Below are 17856 nucleotides of genomic sequence, written 5' to 3'. Positions count from 1 at the left end.
CACATATCGTTTCAACTGTCGCAGTCCTACCTGTCAAAAGCCACGTTCCGTTTCATGCCAAGTGCCAAACGCCACACTCCGTTTCATGCCAGGTGCCAAAAGCCACGTTCTGTTAGCCAAAAGCCACGTATCTCTTCACGCCCAAAAAATCTACCTGCGCAAACGTCAGGTCCTTTGAAACAGAGTGTGGCTTTTGACATTTTTTCTGAAACAGAACGTGGCTTTTGGCAAGCAGGGCTGCTCCGACTGAAACAGAACGTGACGTTTGACAAGCAGAGCCGGGCCGATTGAAACGATATGTGGCGTTTGGCACGGCACACGAAACAACTTACGTTTTTCGAAAATCACGGTTTGAATTATCCGCATAAGCAAAACGCCAAGCAGGTCCAGCTCTAGCAAAGAAACCTAATGATTCTTGCGTCTCGCAGCTTTATCTGCCTTTTCTTTGGCGCGAGCCTCACGCGAAGCCTTAATAAACGCTTCACCACGACGACGGTCAAACTCTTGTTTGCGCTCTTCAGCCTTCTCGGCCTCAATACTCTCAAACGCACCGCTAAAGTAGCTCTCGCGCTCCCCTACTAAAAGGCCAGCAAGTCGCGCACATTCAGCAGCTTCAACAGAGTCATTGTCGCGTGCCGCCATACCCAAGCGGTCAAGCAAAGATCCAATCTGCGACTCAACCTTAAGTGTCCCCTCGTAGGACTGCTTGGTAGCCTTCTCCAGTGCAGCAACCAAATCAACAATATAGCCACGAGCCTCATCGCCAAGACCAGCCATTTCAGCTTTTGCCAAACGGGCTTGGCGCTTAAGCTGCTCCACTCTATCGGTGCCCATAGCGGCCCCTAAACGAGCAGACAAGGGATCCTCTTCTCCAGCCTTGCGAGAATCACGGGCCATCGCATAAGAAATGGTCGATGCAAAAACGATAAGCAGTGCCAACTGTATAAAAAAGCAAAGGAATACGCGATCAAAGCCATAGTGAATAAAGAATGCGCCCACCAACAACTCAATCGAAAAATAGGTGGTGCACATACGTGTTACCAAGTTACCAATAATAGATGAAGTAGTTGGTGTATTAAGGTCATAAGTCATACGACGCGGAGACACACGTGGTACCAAAATCATCAGCACCAACGCTACTGCAATCATGGCAATAGAGATTGTCTTTGCGTTGGCAAGACCAAATCGTGCTGCAACAATATAGGCAATAACAGCACCTACAATAAAGCCCAAAATGAGGCGTACAGGCTTGTAATACACATTGCGAGCCATATCTAGCCCCTATCCTTGTTGCCGCTAAAAAAACCTTTAATATCACGGCCAACCTTAGTAGTTCCCAGCTTTAAAACCTTAAAAAATCCTAGGCCGCTCCGCATTGCATCTTCAGGCAAATACTTGCGCATCGCGCGCAGTGTTGCAATGTTGTCGCGAGTAGAAAAGGCAAATTTACCGTCTTTTTTTGTATATATCAAAAAGCGCGAGATTTTCTTCTTACCAAGAACCTCGGCTTCAATATGGTCAATTTCGATCCAAGGAATTTGGACATAGTCTTCGACGTTTTTTTCGTTGTAATACTCAAACGCGCGGTCGCCCACCATAACGTTGCCATAGGTGCTGATAGCTCGCAGCGAGGTAGCTTTTATTGTCAAATCAACACTGCTATTAAGTGACTGTGCCATGCCAATCCTATCGAACTGCATAGATTCTAGACTGATATCTAGAATGCTTCCTGAGTAGCGTATATCTTAGCCAAAACACTCAAACAAACCTAACAAAAAAGGGTCGTACCCTCGACTCCTTGTGCCAAAAGGCGCGTCGTGAGTCTGGCAGGGTACGACCCCGTCTAACACAAAGTGACGAAGCTAATCGTCAGAAAACTTACATCAGGCCAATCACATGGAACACGATGCCGACCACAAAGAGGGCAAGGATGATCACGATGGGCGAGACACCCTTCTTGAGGAGCTTAGCGCAGCCCAAAGTAAGAAGTACTGCGACAAGACCAGGAATCAGGGAGTTGAGCTGATCCTGCAGGGTTGCGGTAGCAACGACACGATAGCCACCGTCGACAGCCTGGACGCTACCAACACTCAGAGCGGAGTTTGCATCAGCAACACCAGCGGCAAGCTGGTCGGGGGTTACCTGACCACCAGCAATGCCCTGAGAAAGAGCCATCAGGTTGGGATAGGAAGCATCGAACTTGTCGGGAGCAACCTTCTCAAGCGTGGAGACCGTCGGGGTAAAGGTAATGGAAACCCAACGCTCGACGAGGGCACCGATAACAAACATACCCAGAATGGAAGCGATGTTGGTGATCCTACCCAGCACGCCACCAGAAAGGTCCTTAGTAATCTCAGTACCGAGGTTATAACCAAGCTCTTGGGTGTACCACAGGAAGGCAAGACGAATTGCATTCCACAGCACAAAGAAGAGCAGAGGACCAACGGGGTTACCAGAAACGGCCATCGAGGCGCCAAGGGCACCAAGGATGGGGCGTACGGTGAACCAGAATACAGGGTCGCCGACACCAGCCAGGGGACCCATCATACCGACCTTGACACCCTGAATGGTTGCATCATCAATCGGTGCGCCGTTTGCACGGTCCTGCTCAAGAGCAAGCGTAACACCGATAACAGGTGCGGATACGTAGGGGTGAGTGTTATAGAACTCCATGTGACGCTTCAGAGCAGCAGACCGATCCTCCTTAGAGGAGTACAGGCGCTTGATTGCGGGAACCATGGAATAGCACCAGCCGCCGTTCTGCATACGCTCGTAGTTCCAAGAGCCCTGCAGGAACTGATGACGCCACATGACGTCGAGGCGGTCCTTCTTGCTAAGAGTAATCTTTTCAGCCATTTTCGTCTCCTCTCTTAAAATCAGTAGTTGTCCAGAATGTCGCCGAGGGGATCAGTGGATCCACCACCGCCACCACCGTTAGCAGCAGCCTCCTTGAGACCGACATACAGCAGAGCGATGCAGACACCGATGACACCAAGGGCGATAAGGGTGAGCTGAGAGATAGCTGCAACGACGAAGCCAAGGGCGAAGAAGGGCCAGACTTCGGGGGTAGCAATCATGTTGAGAACCATTGCGTAACCGACTGCAGCAATCATGCCGCCGCCGATTGCCATGCCGTCAGCAAGCCATGCGGGCATTGCAGACAGAGCAGCCTGAACTGCCTCAGCAGGAACGAAGCACAGAGCAGCTGCGGGAATAGCGATACGGACACCCTGCATTGCGATAGCTGCCATCTGCCAACGATCGATTGCTGCAAAGTCGCCGCGATCAGCAGCTGCATCCATGGCGTGAACGACAGGGATAGCAATTGTACGGACGACCATGGTAAGGAAGAGACCGGCAACAGACAGAGGAACTGCTGCTGCTATGGAGGTGCTGATAACGCTGGTGACGTTGGCAGCGCCAGTCAGACCCTTGACCATAATGATGGCCGAGGCGATGGAGGCTAGAGCCGCATCAGGAGCGACAGCTGCGCCGATGTTTGCCCAACCAAGAGCGATGAGCTGGAGCGAGCCGCCCAGCATGATGCCTTCTGCGGGGTGACCAGTTACCAAGCCAACGAGAGTACAAGCCACCAGAGGCTGGTGGAACTGCCACTCGTCGAGAATGCCCTCCATACCAGCGAAGAACGCCACGATAATGACGAGCACGATGCTAATAAAGCTCACTTTCGACCTCCTTTACTTGCCCTGAGCAGCGAGCTCGGACTTTGCCTTCTTGAGCATGGCTTCGAAGTTCTCGGCTGCATCAGTCGGGACCTTGCGAACGTCAAACTCAACGCCTTTTGCCTTGAGCTCCTCGAGGCACTCAACATCCTCGGGGCCCATAGCAATAGCGTTGCTGCAAACAACCTTACCCACAGAGTGAGCCATGGAACCAAGGTTGACTTTCTTGATGTCAACACCATTATTGATGGCCTCAAGCACCTCTTGAGGAGTCTCAAAGAGGAGGAAAACCTTGGTGTTACCAAAGCGGACGTCCTTGGAAACCTCAATCAGCTTGCTCATAGGAACAACATGGACGTGAACTCCAGGAGGTGCAGCCTGAACGATCATGGTCTTGCGCAGCTCATCCTTGGAGACGCTGTCAGACACGACGATGATGCGATCGGGCTGAATGGTCTTGGTCCATGCAGTTGCAACCTGACCATGCAGCAGACGGGTGTCCACGCGCACGTGGGCAAGCTTGATGTGACCATCACCAAGTACAGTACCCGGAGGAATGGCACCTTGAGTGGCAACAGGAGCAGCGGCAGCTACTTTCTCAGCAGGCACAATGGAGTCAGGTTTGCCGTTGATGCCCTCGCGGCCAACCTCAATGAGCTTGCCTGCGAGCTTGAGGGCAGTCTCACAATCCTCACGGTCAGAGACAGCCTCCATAAGCAGGGGCAGGTTCAAACCGGTAATCAGAGCCCAAGTGGGGTGATCATTGAGGAGCAAAGAAGCCTGGTTGAAAGGCGTGCCTCCCCACAGGTCAGCCAGAATTACGAGCTGTTCTGGATCGTCCATTTTTTTGGACGCCGCAACAAGCCTGTCGCGGTAGTCATCCGGACCCATATCGGGTGTCAGGACGCAGGCCTCAAGATTCTTCTCGCCAGGCATAAACATACCAAGCGTATCGAGAATCCCTTCGGCCAACTGGCCGTGAGAGGCGACAATAATGCCGATCATCGTTCTCCTTCCTTTAGGACGTGGGCATCGCTGCCAATGTTTACAGGTGCAGAAAGCGGCATATGCATTCCCCCTTTCCCGTACATGTACAAGTTTCTTTTGCACGTACTCGGTGCTATCTAGGTGTTTCTGCATACTTGTACATCAACTAATCATACTTCATACAAATAGTCTACACAAGTGAGAGCTTCCATTTTTAAAGACCAGTTAGACAAATTTTTTGAGAATATATAAAAGTTTAGTTTATATCTTTAGCTATAGAACTAGCTGTTTTACTGCCTTTTTATAGAGTAATGCTGCGTTGTTGGTGTTCTAGTTTTTTTCTTTTACATTCGACTAACTTTAGCTCTATTTCTAAAGGAGGTAAAAAATTACAGTTTAAAATTTAAAAATACTTGATTCTTTTAAATATTAGTGAACAAAACTTTTCAAAAATACACAGCAAACAAACCTTTTAATTTTTGATATCAACATATATGTGCATTTCACTTTGCATTGCCTCCCCTCTTTCATGTCTAAAAAGAGAAGGCGATACACGTGACATCTCATAAAAAAGCTGCACAACAAAGCGCAGCTTTAAATTCATTATGGATGCAGTGCGGTAAAACTAGCCAACGCAAATCAAATCATGACTGATACGACTAAAGGGATGGTAGCCCTGCTCGTCTACTAGACCGCAATCCTCAATTCGTACACCAAACTTACCAGGCAAGTAGATACCTGGCTCATCAGTGATAACCGAACCAGCGCCAATCACATCAAGGCTACGTCGATTGAAGTTGGGCTTCTCATGAATCTGAATACCAACACCATGGCCCAAGCCGTGACCAAAATACTCACCATAACCAGCGTCGCTAATAAGCTTGACTGCTAGTTCATGAATATCGCGACCTATAACACCTGCATGGATAGCACGAGCACAACTTTCGTTTGCCTGGCGTACGATATCGTAAACCTTGCGAGCCTCATCGCTGGGCTTGCCTACACAAACCGTACGGGTCATATCGGCATGATAATCGTGGTAACCCGCACCGTAATCCAGCACAACCATGTCGCCATCCTTGAGCACATAATCAGAAGGCTGTGCATGAGGATTGGCACCATTAGGACCTGCAGCAACAATACTCGCAAAAGACAGTGCCTCAGCACCATGAGTAAGCATGTATCCCTCAAGCTCTGCTCGTACCTCAAGCTCGGTCATACCCGCATGGATATATGTGCAAATATGCTCAAAAGCATCATCGGTAATACGCTGGGCCTCACGAAGCAGTGCCAGCTCCTCATCATCTTTGACAACACGCAATTTGGCGGCAATATCCTCGTGCATACGAGGCAGCGTACAATCAGCGCCGCTATGCTTCAGCTCCTCTTGGAGCTCATCAAAAAAACCTAAGGAGATTGAATCTTCAATGGCTACAGCATGAACGCCTGACTCAATAATATGGCGAACCACCCACTCTGCAGGGTTTATGACCTCCTGATCAAGCTGCCAAGGACCATCTGTACCCAAACGATTTACAAAGGTGCCAAAGTAACGCGAATCTGTATGTAGCCACAATCCTTCAGGAGTAACAAAAGCTACATGAGCAATCTCGTCATCAAAAACACGTTCGGCACCCGTCAACCAACGTAGATCTGGATTGTTACGTAATACCAAAGCATCAAAACTTGATTTACGCATCCACTCCCGCAGGGCGGCAACCCTATTTGCATACCTGTATTCCATCTTTACTCCTCAACTCTATGAACAGCACACCATACGTTCGCATGCTCTTTTAAAAGATCCTCATCAACATTTGCTAGACGTACACGACCCAAAGAACGCGGTAGACCTAACAGGAAACGCGAACTACGCTCAAATGAGACCGCCTTGAGCGCGGCAATCATCTGATCGGGATCAACTGTCGCCTGCAGCATGGGAAGCTCAAATTTTTCAAGCAGCTCATCAACGGCAAGCACATCATCAATGGCGAAGTCTGATTGCGCTGCAGCTAGACGTGAAGCAAAGCGCATGGATTCAGCCAACAGCGTAGACTCAGGGATATTCGCAGGCAACAAAGTCTTGAGGGCACGGACAAAGGTACTGCCATGATCAATGGACTGGCGTACTGCAGCCGAGGTAGCAGACACGAGATTGCCACGCGACTTGAGCGTATCAACAATCTGCAGTGAAAGCGTTGGCAAATCACCTGCAACTATGTCGTCAGCCCGATCCCAAAGCGTCGAAAAGCTTCGCTCGGAGTCAGCAAGTGCTGACTGCACCATCAAGGCACGGGTATGCATCGCAGACTCACTGCTCAGATCTGCCGTAAGAAAGTCAAAGTCAATAAAGGCATGTTTGGCCTTGCCAGGAAAGCGAATAAGCTCCTCTTTGCCAGCAACATCTAGACCGAGAGGTGTAATAAGACCGCTTATGGCGGCGAAGAGATCACAAGGTACACAGCACAGCTCAGTTGCACCGCACCAGTTTGTGCTCACATAGGTAGCAAGACTCATCAACGTGGAAGTACCCACAGCACAAATCAGATCATCAGAAGTAATGCATGTCTGGGCAAGGGCTTCTGCCAGTAGATTTGCTGATGCCATAGAACGGTTTGTGTTAGCGGGTAAATCGTAGCGCGCAACAACAAAACCAGCATCGGTAAGCTCACGACGCGTTTCTTCAACAAGTTCGGCAGGACTCCCCTCTTCTACAAGCAAAAGGCTCCTGCGCGCACTGGTAACTGAGCCACGCATAACCTCACCCATCGAGACGATGGCACCTGAGCCTACACGTACATCGCAGGAACCTTTGACCAGAGAAATCCACTGACGAATGACCTCAGCCTTAGAAGAAAAAGGTTCTTCTGACGTAACAGGCCCGTCAAGCTCAGACATCTCCTCGACCACGGTATCCTGCTTGACCGCATCTTGATCTTGAGTCTTTAGTTCAGAAGTTTCTTTGCTTATCTCGCTCACAATAGTCCCTCTTCCCACAAAAGACTTGCCGCCTCACTCGCAACAGCATCAAAAGACTTACCCCGAATATCCACTACATGATCGGCAATCGCTTCGTAGAGCGGTCGGCGCTGCCAGTACAGAGTCTCTGCTTCTTTAGCTGTCCTAAAATCAGGCCGTTTCTCGGGATGCTGAATCTGACGCAATGAATCATCAAAATCGCCATCCAGAAAAACGATTGAGCCCATTTCTTTCATCAACTGACAACAGTGTGGTCTCTCGATAATGCCACCACCACAACTTACCAACAAAGACTTTCTTTGCTTTAGATTTTTTAGCACAGCTTCCTCAGCACGGCGAAAGCTTGCTTCACCATCTTGTTCAAAGATTTCGCAAACCGATTTGCAGAGTTTTCGCTCGACCAAACGGTCGGTATCAACATAGGGACGGTGAAACATATGCCCTAGATTGCGAGCAATGGTCGATTTTCCCGCGCCGAGAAAACCAATAAAAAAGATATGGTCACAGCCCTCATGGACAATATAGCCTGCGGCTTGCGGTGAGCAACTCACAGCTCCTCGGCCTCACCCTCAAAGTCTTTACCGCACAAAATCGGCGCCTCAATGAGACGAAGAATGTGAGTGTACCAAAGGTCGGTACGGCACTGAGGGCGCACAAGAATAGTACGCACGCCAGCAAGATTGCCTGCAATCACATCGGTCATTACTTGGTCACCAATCATTACCGCTTGCTGCGCCTCCACGCCCTCCTTACGAAGGGCCGCCTTAATAGAGAAGGGCGCAGGCTTCATAGCATGATGAATGACATCGCTTTTGAGCCTTGCTGCAGAAGCTTCAACAGCGGCACTGTGAATGTTGTTTGACACCATGCAGACACGCATACCAAGGTCACGCGCGCGGTCAAACCACGTCATGACTTCGGGAGGTGCCACCTTGGAATCGCGTGGCACCACGGTGTTATCTCGATCAAACAAAATACAACGAATACCTTGGCTATAGAGTTCATCAAGGTCAATGTACTCTATGCGCGCAACATAACGATACGGATGAATTACTGCCATCTTAGTTCCCGCCCTAGGAGCTCAGATGCTCGTTGTAGGTTTTGGTATGTTCAGACTCGGTCTTGGAGAAGTGCTCGCCCTTCTGAGTAATCCAGAAGTACAGATAATCCGTTGACGCAGGTTCTAATGCTGCTTGAATCGAAGCAAGTGAAGGTGAGCAGATAGGTGTCGCAATAGAAACCCCTTGGTGATCATAGGAGTTGTAGGGACTATCTTGGTGGTTTTCCTCGGGCAGCTTTATCTCATGACCCAACGCATACGCCATCGTTGTATCGCTCTGCAGCGCCATACCAGCCTTTAGGCGATTATAAAAAACCGAAGAAATATTGGCGCGTTGATCGTCCTTAATGGCTTCCTTCTCAATAATGGAAGCAAGTTTCAAAATCTGATAATCAGATAATTCGACGTTGTAGCTACTCTTAAGTTTCTTTTCGGCAGCACCAAAGTCCTGCTTGGAAAGTTCGGTTACATATTGGTCGAGCATAGTGCGGATAACGGCATCTGCTGATGCATCCTTGCCATCAAAGTTATAAGTTTTGGGATAGAGATAGCCTTCAAGCGAGTCCTGCTCGGTTGCAGCAGCCTCCTTAAGAAAGGCATAATCAGCTACATATTTGGAAGCCTTTGCCTGAGCCATAAAATCCTTGGCAGGAATCTTAAGCGCGGCTTCAACGCAGACAGCAGTCTGAGCCACAGTCGAGCCTTCTGGAATGATCACTGTATTAGCAGAGGCATTAGGTCCTGCGATCAATAGATCAATAACATTTTGGTCTTTGCTGCCTGTGATGAAGTTATAGGTACCAGGCTTGAGCTTGGAATCGGCACCCTGTTGCTTGAGAGCATTGGCAAAGCTCGCCTGATCGCTGATAACACCTGCATCAAGGAGTTGCTGAATAATCGACGCAGCACCAGAACCTTCGGGGATGGTAATGGTGACCTGTTTGCCCGCCTCAACCTTGGGAGTCTCGGGTTCAGTTAGGTCTTTTACCATGGGCAACACAAAGATATAAGCAGCACCAAGAATAAGCGCCACCAACACAAGACTAATGAGTACGCGCGGCCAATGAGCTTTGTTTGGCTGCTGTCTGCCATGAGTACCATTGCCCAGTTGCGCCTGAGCAGCACGCGTGCGCGTACCATGGTGCCTACGCTTACTGCCTTTTGCAACATGACGTGTAGCTGCGACACTACGCGACGAAATGGTACCTGTACCCATTATCTTGGCGTCAGAATCATCTAGGGTAGGAAGTTTTGACGACACCTTGGGGTTTTGCTTTGTTGCGAAATGAGAGCCCCTGTGCCGGGCCTCGGAGCTACGGTCTGCCATCGACTCGCCCTTTCAGTCCTTCCTGGCATCAAGCCAGGTTTGGAGAAATACCGATGCGGCAACCATATCAACCATTCCACGCATCTCTTTCTCACTTCTCCCCTCCTCACGGAGGATACGCTTTGCTTCCTTAGAGGAGAGCCTTTCATCAGCAAATTCCAGGGGAAGACCGCAGCTTTTGGCAATACGCTCTGCTTGAGCAGTCAGACGAGCAGCTTGCGCACCATCCTCACCTGCCAAGGTAAGAGGTCTACCACAGACCAACACCTCGGGCTCATAATCTTCCAACACACGACGAAATGTCTTTGCATGACCCAGCACTTCTTGCGCTGGCAGAACTTTGACAGGAAAGGCAAGTATGCCGCTTGCATCGCTTGCTGCAATACCTACACGCACCTCTCCGATATCCAGTGCCAAAGCTCTCATTCCGTCGACCTTTCAGGCAAGCCTAACAACACGATGCTGCTAGGTTTGTAATCAAGTGCATTTATGACCTCAGTAACTGCTGGGCCTTAGCAAGTGCTGCATCAATACCAGCAACATCTGCACCACCAGCTTGAGCCATGCCAGCTTTGCCACCGCCACGACCGCCAACAAGACCTGCAATCTCACAGATAAGCTTGCCAGAATCAAAACCAGCATCCACAGCAGAATCACTTGCCGCAGCAAGAAGCGCAACTTTGCCATCAGGAGTAGCCGAGACAAGCACACAGGCAATTTCGGGCTTGTGAGCGCTGTCACGAATGTTATCCCAAACGGACCTCAAATCACGACCACCCATACCATTAAGCTTGGCAAAAACGCAACTATAACCCTCAAATTCAACTGTTGTACGATCAGCAGCAGATACGGTAGCCTTTGCCTCACGTGCCTTCTTGCGAGTATCAGCCAGCTCGGCGGTAAGTGCTGCAATTCGAGCAGGAACATCACTCGCCTTGCACTTCAGCGCCGCAGCTACCTCATCAAGTACTTGCAAGCGCTCATCAACATAAGAAATTGCACCAGCAGAGGTCACAGCTTCGATACGGCGGATATTTGCACCCGAAGAACTCTCAGAAATAATTTTGAAGAAGCCTAGATCGGCAGAGTTATGAGCATGAATACCACCGCAAAGTTCACGGCTGAAGGGGTGATCTTCTTCACCGACAGATACCACACGGACAACATCGGCGTACTTCTCACCAAACAATGCGATAGCACCTGCTGCCTTTGCCTCAGTAATGCTCATAAGCTGCGTAACAACAGGCTTTGCCGCAAAAATCTCGGCATTGATAATGCCTTCAACGCGGGCAAGCTGGTCTGCGGTCAAAGCCTCAAAGTGAGTAAAGTCGAAGCGCAGTTTATCGGGAGCCACCAGCGAACCAGCTTGGCTCACATGCTCGCCCAATACCTCACGCAAAGCAGAATCCAATAGGTGAGTTGCGGTGTGGTTGCGGCGAATAAGCTCGCGACGACCGTGATCAACAGTGGCAGTTACGGCAGAGCCTAAAGTGAGCGTGCCTTCCTCAACCGTGCAGACATGAGCAACAATGCCGCCCTCATGATGCTTGGTGTCATTGACACGCAAAACAGCCCCATCAGCGGTCTCAAGATAGCCAGTATCACCGACTTCGCCACCCATCTCACCGTAGAAAGGTGTAGAGTCAAGCACAACTTCAACCTCACTACCAGCAACAACTTGCTCAATCTCAGTGCCCTCAGCAATCAGAGCAATCACCTTGGCACCCTCAAGATATTCGTGGTCATACCCCACAAACTCAGTTTCGGGCAAACGATCCGAAAGACTTACCCAGATACTACCAGCGGTAGACCAAGCATCGCGATTGGCTGCAGCACGTGCGCGTTCACGCTGATTGGCCATACACGCATCAAAACCATCCATATCGATGCTGCGGCCCTGAGACTCGCAAATCTCACGTGTCAAATCAATGGGGAAACCGTAGGTATCATGCAGACGGAAAGCTACAGCGCCAGGCAAAACCTCGTCAGCAGCAAGCTTGTCAAGCTCAGCTGCAAGAATTGCTTCACCAGCATCCAACGTAGCCGAGAAATGCTCTTCTTCGGCACCAACAATGCCATCAATAAGTGCTTGCTGCTCGGTCAATGAGGTATACACATCACCCAAAAGACGAGCCACCTCGTGGGTATAGGAAGTCAAAAAGGAGCCGTTGATACCCAACAGGCGACCATGGTAGACAGCACGACGCAGCAAGCGACGCAGAACATAACCACGGCCATCGTTGCCCGGCAGGATACCGTCACCAATCATAAAAGTCACCGCACGACTATGGTCAGCCACAATACGCAGACTGCGATCAACCGACTCATCCTCGCCGTAACTCTTACCCGAAAGCTGCTCGCCTACGCCAATGAGCGTGCGCAAAACATCACCTTCATAGTTGGTGTGTTGATGCTGCATGATGGCAGCAATACGCTCTAGACCCATGCCTGTATCGATATTGCGGTGAGGTAGGTCGGGCATCGAACCGTCCTCTTGACGGTCGTATTGGGTAAACACAAGATTCCAAAACTCAAGGAAACGGTCTCCATCGTCCCCGGGCGCCTCACCCTCAAATTCAGAACCTTGGTCAAAATAAATCTCAGAACAAGGACCACAGGGACCCGTAGGACCCGCTGCCCAGAAATTGTCTTCCTCACCCAAGCGCGAGATATGGTCGTATGCCACACCCTGTTTGTGCCACAGCTCGATAGCCTCATCATCGTTCTCAAAAACTGTCATATAGAGACGATCGGCGGGAAGACCCAGATGTTCAGGCGAGGTAATAAACTCCCAAGCCCAAGCAATAGCATCTGCCTTGGAATAGCCACCAAAAGAAAAATTGCCCAACATTTCAAAGAAGGACAAGTGGCGAGAGTCGCCGATATTATCGATATCATTGGTACGCAGACACTTTTGGCAAGATGTCGCACCAATCTCATGCATAGTCTTTATGCCTTGATAGTACTCCTTGAACTGATTCATGCCCGCATTGGCAAGAAGCAACGAAGGATCCTCGGGAACAAGGGAAGACGAGGGATAAAGTTTGCAGCCCTTGCCTTCAAAAAAGCGCAAGAAGTCCTCGCGGATTTCTGCAGTGGTCATGTACTTTCGATCAGACGTGCTCATGGATTGTCTTCCATTCATCAATCGGATGCCTGTGCAACCCTCACAGTATATGCTGTATCAGCGCTTCCGCAAAGAAGAGTGCTAAACCTACAAGGGTCACAAAAGCCCGCAATTTGCTATTTTTTGGTCTTATCCTCTGACTTGTCCTTGGGCTTGGCTTCAATGCGCTCTTGCATTTTGCTCAAAGTACGGCGCAGCAAACGAGAAACCTGCACCTGAGAGATGCCTAGCTTTTCGGCAATCTCTACTTGTGTGAGGCCTTCAACAAAACGCATGCGCACAATATCACGCTCGCGAGGTGAGAAGTCCGTCATCGCTTGCTCAAGCAACATACGGTCATCGGAACCCTCAAGGTCTTGGTCAATCGTGACATAGCGATCAATAACAGCTGCCGACTCATCATCTTCGCTCTTACCTGACTCCAGTGGCACTGAGCTATAGGCACTCGAAGACTCCATAGCTTCCAGCACTTCATCCACCGTAGCACCCACGTGCTCGGCAAGTTCTTCCACCGAAGGAGAATGCTGTAGTTCGCGAGTTAGGGTCTCGGTAGCTACAGAAACCTTTTGGGAGAGCTCTTGTAGACGACGAGGTATCCTCACCGACCAGCCCTTATCGCGGAAGTGGCGCTTAATCTCACCCATGATGGTAGGTGTGGCATAGGTAGTAAACTCAAGACCACGATCGGGCTCAAAACGGTCAATCGCCTTGATAAGACCGATAGTACCCACCTGAATGAGGTCTTCCAGCGGTTCTCCGCGGTTCTTAAATTTGGAAGCCAAAAAACGCACCAAGTTGAGGTGATTGACGATAAGTTGCTGACGAGCGTCTTCATCACCTGCACGATACTGAGCAAAGAGCTCACTTGTACGGTCGCGATCCCAAACGGGACGTCCACTCACACGAGCGCGGGCGCGAGCACGACGACGAGCAGAGCGTGCCTCATCTGTCTGGCTAAGCTCAGACAAGGGCAAATGAGAACTGTTAGGCTTATCTGCAACAGCGCCCAAAGCCAATTTTGGCTCGCTATTAGTAGTGGGAAAAGTTTCGTTACTCGACATGTGCCGTCCTCTTCACGAGGTGTAGATATGAGCCTTCATCGCTGTCCATCAGCAAAAACTCATCGCACACCGCCTCAAGAAGAAGAGCTACCAAATCAAGGTCGCCCGCGAGTTCAGCCTCGTTGTCTTGGTCAGGATCCGCTTCATTAAGACCAAGGCTAAAGTCGATGGTGACCTCATTGGGTGCCAGCTCAAAACTAATGCCACAACTCTTGGGCGCAGTCGAGCAAGCATACACAAAACCTTCCTCGGCAGCCATACGCACATCTTCGACATCATCTACCGACATGCCGCAAGAAACTGCCAGAGTGGCCGCCAACATACGAACAGAACGCGCATAGTTAGGCTCTGCGGGGACATTCAAACTTACTAGATCCTGCATTATTCCTGCTCCTCAGTAGTAGATTCAGCTGCTGTGTTAGATTCAGCTGCTGTGTCATAGGTCACATACCCACTAGCCGCCTGTGTTGGCGCAGACTCAGGAGCAGTCTCGTTTGAATCAGCAGCAGATGGTTCGGATTCACTGGCATCAGTCAAGCGTGCGGGTTCGTGGGCAGCATGCAGAGCATCTGGAGCAATCTTGTTCTTTTTGCCAGTAATCTTGTTGACTAATCCTGCAGCAGCAGAAGCAGCATGATCAACAACCTCACCAGCAGCAACTGTTGCATTAGAAGCAGCGCCCGAGACATTGGACACATCGCTCAAGATACCATCAAGCTCTGCCAAATTGGCATTAAGTAAATCTACCGATGTAATTGCCTTGAGCAACATAGGATCGACACGCTTCATGGAAGGCTGTAAATCGTCAACCATACCATCGGCCTTAGCGATAATAGGCTGGACTTGCTCGATAGCCTCATGTGCGGAGTGCGTAACTTCCTCAACAGCGCTGCGAGTCTTGCGCAGCGTAAGAGCAAGTTCAACAATGGCCCAAATGCCTGCGACAACCAAGACGATGAGCGCAATCTGTAGCGGTTCCATTCAAGCCTCCAGATACATTAACTGCAATGTTGAGCACATTCTACCCAACTTGACAGCACTACTTGCCTGACTGTTCTATACGGTCACGTCCTGTCGCCTCTATACGCCATGCCTCCCAACCGCGCGCGCTCGGAGTATAGAAATCACCTTTTTTCAAACCGTCAGGCAGATATTGCTGTTCTACCCAACCCGCAGGGTAGTCATGTGGATAGAGATAGCTACCATATTCATCGGAGCCAGGGCGATGACGGTCACGCAAATGGCTGGGCACTTCGCGGCGAGGACCCTGCCGTACTTCGGCTAAAGCTGCATCAATACCCGCTTCGGCAGCATTGGATTTGGGAGCCAAAGCGTTATAGATGGCTGCTTGTGCAAGATTAATACGACATTCAGGATAGCCAATCACTTCTGCTGCCTTAAATGCAGCTTCTGCCACAAGCAGAGCTTGCGGATCAGCATTGCCGATATCTTCGGATGCAGCAATCATGATGCGACGGGCAATAAATTTGGGATCTTCTCCCCCATCAATCATCCGAGCCAACCAGTAAAGTGCGGCATCAGGATCCGACCCACGCATCGACTTGATAAAAGCCGAAATAATGTCATAGTGCATGTCGCCAGATTTGTCATAGGTCAAGCCTCGACGAGGATTGGCGTCCCGCACATGCTCGAGGGTAATAGTAGAGGGCGCTTCAGGAGTGCCCGGATCGCTCATCTGACTTGCAAGCTCCAAGCTTGTCAGCGCAGCACGGGCATCGCCACCCGCAAGAGTAACAATCTCCGTGAGCGCCTCAGGCGCCAGAGCATACATTCCCGCAAGACCGTTTTGGCTCGTTAGTGCACGAGTTACAAGCTCACGAATATCTTCGTCACTCAAAGGATGCAACTCGATAACCCTTGAACGACTAATCAAAGCAGAATTTACTTCAAAGAAAGGATTTTCGGTAGTAGCACCAATGAGCACTACCGTCCTGTCTTCCACGGCGTGAAGCAGGGCATCTTGCTGTGAACGATTAAAGCGATGAATCTCATCAACAAACAAAATCGTGCGGCGCCCAGAACTTAACAGGCGACTACTTGCAAGCTCAATCTCGCGGCGTAGATCCTTGACAGTACCCGTGATAGCTGAGACCTCAACAAATTCAGCATGAGTGGTATTAGCAATGATATGCGCCAAGGTCGTTTTGCCAGTACCTGCAGGACCATAAAAAAGCACTGAAGATAGAGCATCGCGCTCAATGGCACGGCGTAGCCAACTCCCCTCGCCTACCGCTTCTGTTTGTCCCACATACTCAGCAAGAGTTTGTGGACGCATACGAACAGCAAGCGGCGCATTGAGATTGCGCTTATAACGTTCTATGTCAGAAAAAAGTGTATCCATATTCTTGATAGTAGCGCACTACGCCTAGGGCAAGATGCCCTCAAAATAAGTACGACGTGGGAAGATTTCAGCAGCCTCTGGAAAAAGTGCCTCACAGCTGGCCATAAAATACTCATCTGTCATTGAAGATATAAAATCCATCACCGTTAGATCGAGATCATCTTCCCAACGATAAGTATTGCCATAGGGTGCCAAATGACGACATATAGGCTCGATATGCTGAACAAAAATGGCAGAACTAGTATCGCCCGATTTGAGCGCCTCCAGCTCGTGCATATACAGACCTGAGAAGAAATCCTCAATCGGCCCTGCAAAATCACCATTAACCTCACTGGAGGTATAAATCTTTGTCGCATTTTCACGCTTAGCCCGGCGCAGCTCAGCAAAGCCCTGCTCACTCATCTCAATTCGATCTTTGCCAAAACTATTCTCAACAACATCGGCAATAAAGGCAGAAAGCGCCCAAGAATTGTAAGCGCCTCCCAAGCCATCATCAAAGGTTTCTTCACTTGCAAGACCTGCACGGATAGCGTCTTGGCGATCTTTGCCTACATAAGCAATCATATCGGACACGCGCACAACACAACCCTCAAGCGTCATCGGACGCATATGAGAGATAACTTCATCACCGCGCTCCCAACAAGAATCTACAACACGATCAAAGGTGTCAAAACTAGTAAGACCACTCGTCTCAAAAACTTGCTGTTCAAACTCGCCATTGTGACAAATCACGCCATCAAGAGTCTGCAAGGTAAGATTGCGCCCACCCAGCACATCAAGCACCCGCACACTCTGAACGTTATGGCGAAAATAGCGACCCGTACGCTCATGGAAAATCGTATCAAGGTAGCGTTCCCCGACATGCCCAAAAGGGGTATGTCCAATATCGTGACCCAATGCAATAGCCTCAATGAGGTCTTCATTAAGGCCTAAGCCTCGGCCAATATCACGAGCAACACGACCTACTAGCTGCACATGCAGACCACGGCGAGCCAAATCGTCATCTGCGCGAAAAGAAAAGACCTGCGTCTTGCCTGCAAGACGATTGTAAGCGCCCATGTGCATAATTTTTTCGATATCACGCAAAAAAGCAGGACGCAGAGCCGTGTCGCGATCACGATCAGAAAGGTCACGACGAATTGCTGAAGTATTTTTGCACGCAAAAGGCGACATCTGACCTGACGCGCGCAAATCAGCAACACGGGCCATAGTTTCAGCAGAGATTTTGATGGGCAAATCGGGTGCAAGACGATTGACCCGAGCTTCTTTTTCG

18 protein-coding genes are annotated in these 17856 nt (G+C 49.9%); 1 reads left to right on the top strand and 17 read right to left on the bottom strand.

The window, feature by feature from the left end; translation table 11 throughout:
• On the top strand, window positions 1-291 hold a 291-nt coding region (locus HMPREF9069_RS09570; RefSeq protein WP_232204042.1), incomplete at its 5' end, for a hypothetical protein.
• Window positions 292-405: 114 nt separating this feature from the next.
• Here the strand turns inward: HMPREF9069_RS09570 and HMPREF9069_RS04545 are convergent.
• The 17 genes from HMPREF9069_RS04545 to HMPREF9069_RS04465 form a co-directional block, all read right to left on the bottom strand.
• On the bottom strand, window positions 406-1272 hold the full coding sequence (locus HMPREF9069_RS04545; protein ID WP_021625988.1) for a hypothetical protein: 867 nt from the start codon (window positions 1270-1272) through the stop codon (window positions 406-408).
• 2 nt (window positions 1273-1274) lie between these two features.
• Window positions 1275-1679, bottom strand: a complete 405-nt coding sequence (locus HMPREF9069_RS04540; protein ID WP_035438568.1) for a DUF956 family protein — start codon at window positions 1677-1679, stop codon at window positions 1275-1277.
• Window positions 1680-1878: 199 nt separating this feature from the next.
• Window positions 1879-2856 (bottom strand): PTS system mannose/fructose/sorbose family transporter subunit IID, encoded by a 978-nt coding sequence (locus HMPREF9069_RS04535; RefSeq protein ID WP_021625986.1) that lies wholly within the window; start codon window positions 2854-2856, stop codon window positions 1879-1881.
• Between the two features lie 20 nt (window positions 2857-2876).
• On the bottom strand, window positions 2877-3686 hold the full coding sequence (locus HMPREF9069_RS04530; RefSeq protein WP_021625985.1) for a PTS mannose/fructose/sorbose transporter subunit IIC: 810 nt from the start codon (window positions 3684-3686) through the stop codon (window positions 2877-2879).
• Window positions 3687-3698: 12 nt separating this feature from the next.
• Entirely contained in the window at window positions 3699-4688 is a 990-nt protein-coding gene (locus HMPREF9069_RS04525; RefSeq protein ID WP_035438477.1) for a PTS sugar transporter subunit IIB, read from the bottom strand.
• Window positions 4689-5295: 607 nt separating this feature from the next.
• Window positions 5296-6414, bottom strand: a complete 1119-nt coding sequence (locus HMPREF9069_RS04520) for a M24 family metallopeptidase (RefSeq protein WP_021625983.1) — start codon at window positions 6412-6414, stop codon at window positions 5296-5298.
• 2 nt (window positions 6415-6416) lie between these two features.
• Entirely contained in the window at window positions 6417-7646 is a 1230-nt protein-coding gene (locus tag HMPREF9069_RS04515; protein WP_021625982.1) for a dehydroquinate synthase/iron-containing alcohol dehydrogenase family protein, read from the bottom strand.
• On the bottom strand, window positions 7643-8197 hold the full coding sequence (locus HMPREF9069_RS04510; RefSeq protein ID WP_021625981.1) for a shikimate kinase: 555 nt from the start codon (window positions 8195-8197) through the stop codon (window positions 7643-7645). Before HMPREF9069_RS04510 ends, HMPREF9069_RS04515 begins: the two co-directional genes overlap by 4 nt.
• Window positions 8194-8706: a YqeG family HAD IIIA-type phosphatase gene (locus HMPREF9069_RS04505; protein ID WP_021625980.1), complete on the bottom strand. Its 513-nt coding sequence runs from the start codon at window positions 8704-8706 to the stop codon at window positions 8194-8196. Before HMPREF9069_RS04505 ends, HMPREF9069_RS04510 begins: the two co-directional genes overlap by 4 nt.
• Before the next feature lie 13 nt (window positions 8707-8719).
• On the bottom strand, window positions 8720-10033 hold the full coding sequence (mltG, locus tag HMPREF9069_RS04500) for an endolytic transglycosylase MltG (RefSeq protein WP_021625979.1): 1314 nt from the start codon (window positions 10031-10033) through the stop codon (window positions 8720-8722).
• Between the two features lie 12 nt (window positions 10034-10045).
• A complete protein-coding gene (gene ruvX / locus HMPREF9069_RS04495; RefSeq protein ID WP_021625978.1) occupies window positions 10046-10459 on the bottom strand; it encodes a Holliday junction resolvase RuvX in 414 nt (137 codons plus the stop codon).
• A gap of 61 nt (window positions 10460-10520) precedes the next feature.
• Window positions 10521-13160, bottom strand: coding sequence for an alanine--tRNA ligase (gene alaS, locus HMPREF9069_RS04490; protein ID WP_021625977.1), 2640 nt, complete (start codon window positions 13158-13160; stop codon window positions 10521-10523).
• A gap of 116 nt (window positions 13161-13276) precedes the next feature.
• Entirely contained in the window at window positions 13277-14221 is a 945-nt protein-coding gene (locus HMPREF9069_RS04485; RefSeq protein WP_021625976.1) for a SigB/SigF/SigG family RNA polymerase sigma factor, read from the bottom strand.
• Window positions 14211-14603 (bottom strand): ATP-binding protein, encoded by a 393-nt coding sequence (locus tag HMPREF9069_RS04480; RefSeq protein WP_021625975.1) that lies wholly within the window; start codon window positions 14601-14603, stop codon window positions 14211-14213. The genes HMPREF9069_RS04485 and HMPREF9069_RS04480 overlap by 11 nt, the downstream gene beginning before the upstream one ends.
• Window positions 14603-15202, bottom strand: a complete 600-nt coding sequence (locus HMPREF9069_RS04475; protein WP_021625974.1) for a DUF948 domain-containing protein — start codon at window positions 15200-15202, stop codon at window positions 14603-14605. The genes HMPREF9069_RS04480 and HMPREF9069_RS04475 overlap by 1 nt, the downstream gene beginning before the upstream one ends.
• A gap of 58 nt (window positions 15203-15260) precedes the next feature.
• A complete protein-coding gene (locus tag HMPREF9069_RS04470) occupies window positions 15261-16583 on the bottom strand; it encodes a replication-associated recombination protein A (protein ID WP_021625973.1) in 1323 nt (440 codons plus the stop codon).
• Between the two features lie 24 nt (window positions 16584-16607).
• Window positions 16608-17792 carry a deoxyguanosinetriphosphate triphosphohydrolase family protein gene (locus HMPREF9069_RS04465; RefSeq protein ID WP_084170327.1) on the bottom strand — a complete coding sequence of 395 codons (1185 nt, stop codon included), beginning with the start codon at window positions 17790-17792 and terminating at the stop codon, window positions 16608-16610.
• Between the last annotated feature and the right edge of the window lie 64 nt (window positions 17793-17856).

The organism is Atopobium sp. oral taxon 810 str. F0209, from assembly GCF_000466405.1.
Taxonomy (GTDB): Bacteria; Actinomycetota; Coriobacteriia; order Coriobacteriales; family Atopobiaceae; genus Olegusella.
Note: the sequence above shows the minus strand (reverse complement) of the source record. Positions and strands in the feature narration are given on the sequence as shown.

Coding starts and splice junctions, on each gene's coding strand:
- HMPREF9069_RS04545 (WP_021625988.1), bottom strand. CDS start 1,272: ATGGCTCGCAATGTGTATTACAAGCCTGTACGCCTCATTTTGGGCTTT.
- HMPREF9069_RS04540 (WP_035438568.1), bottom strand. CDS start 1,679: ATGGCACAGTCACTTAATAGCAGTGTTGATTTGACAATAAAAGCTACC.
- HMPREF9069_RS04535 (WP_021625986.1), bottom strand. CDS start 2,856: ATGGCTGAAAAGATTACTCTTAGCAAGAAGGACCGCCTCGACGTCATG.
- HMPREF9069_RS04525 (WP_035438477.1), bottom strand. CDS start 4,688: ATGATCGGCATTATTGTCGCCTCTCACGGCCAGTTGGCCGAAGGGATT.
- HMPREF9069_RS04520 (WP_021625983.1), bottom strand. CDS start 6,414: ATGGAATACAGGTATGCAAATAGGGTTGCCGCCCTGCGGGAGTGGATG.
- HMPREF9069_RS04505 (WP_021625980.1), bottom strand. CDS start 8,706: ATGGCAGTAATTCATCCGTATCGTTATGTTGCGCGCATAGAGTACATT.
- mltG (WP_021625979.1), bottom strand. CDS start 10,033: ATGGCAGACCGTAGCTCCGAGGCCCGGCACAGGGGCTCTCATTTCGCA.
- ruvX (WP_021625978.1), bottom strand. CDS start 10,459: ATGAGAGCTTTGGCACTGGATATCGGAGAGGTGCGTGTAGGTATTGCA.
- alaS (WP_021625977.1), bottom strand. CDS start 13,160: ATGAGCACGTCTGATCGAAAGTACATGACCACTGCAGAAATCCGCGAG.
- HMPREF9069_RS04485 (WP_021625976.1), bottom strand. CDS start 14,221: ATGTCGAGTAACGAAACTTTTCCCACTACTAATAGCGAGCCAAAATTG.
- HMPREF9069_RS04480 (WP_021625975.1), bottom strand. CDS start 14,603: ATGCAGGATCTAGTAAGTTTGAATGTCCCCGCAGAGCCTAACTATGCG.
- HMPREF9069_RS04475 (WP_021625974.1), bottom strand. CDS start 15,202: ATGGAACCGCTACAGATTGCGCTCATCGTCTTGGTTGTCGCAGGCATT.
- HMPREF9069_RS04470 (WP_021625973.1), bottom strand. CDS start 16,583: ATGGATACACTTTTTTCTGACATAGAACGTTATAAGCGCAATCTCAAT.
- HMPREF9069_RS04465 (WP_084170327.1), bottom strand. CDS start 17,792: ATGGCCCGTGTTGCTGATTTGCGCGCGTCAGGTCAGATGTCGCCTTTT.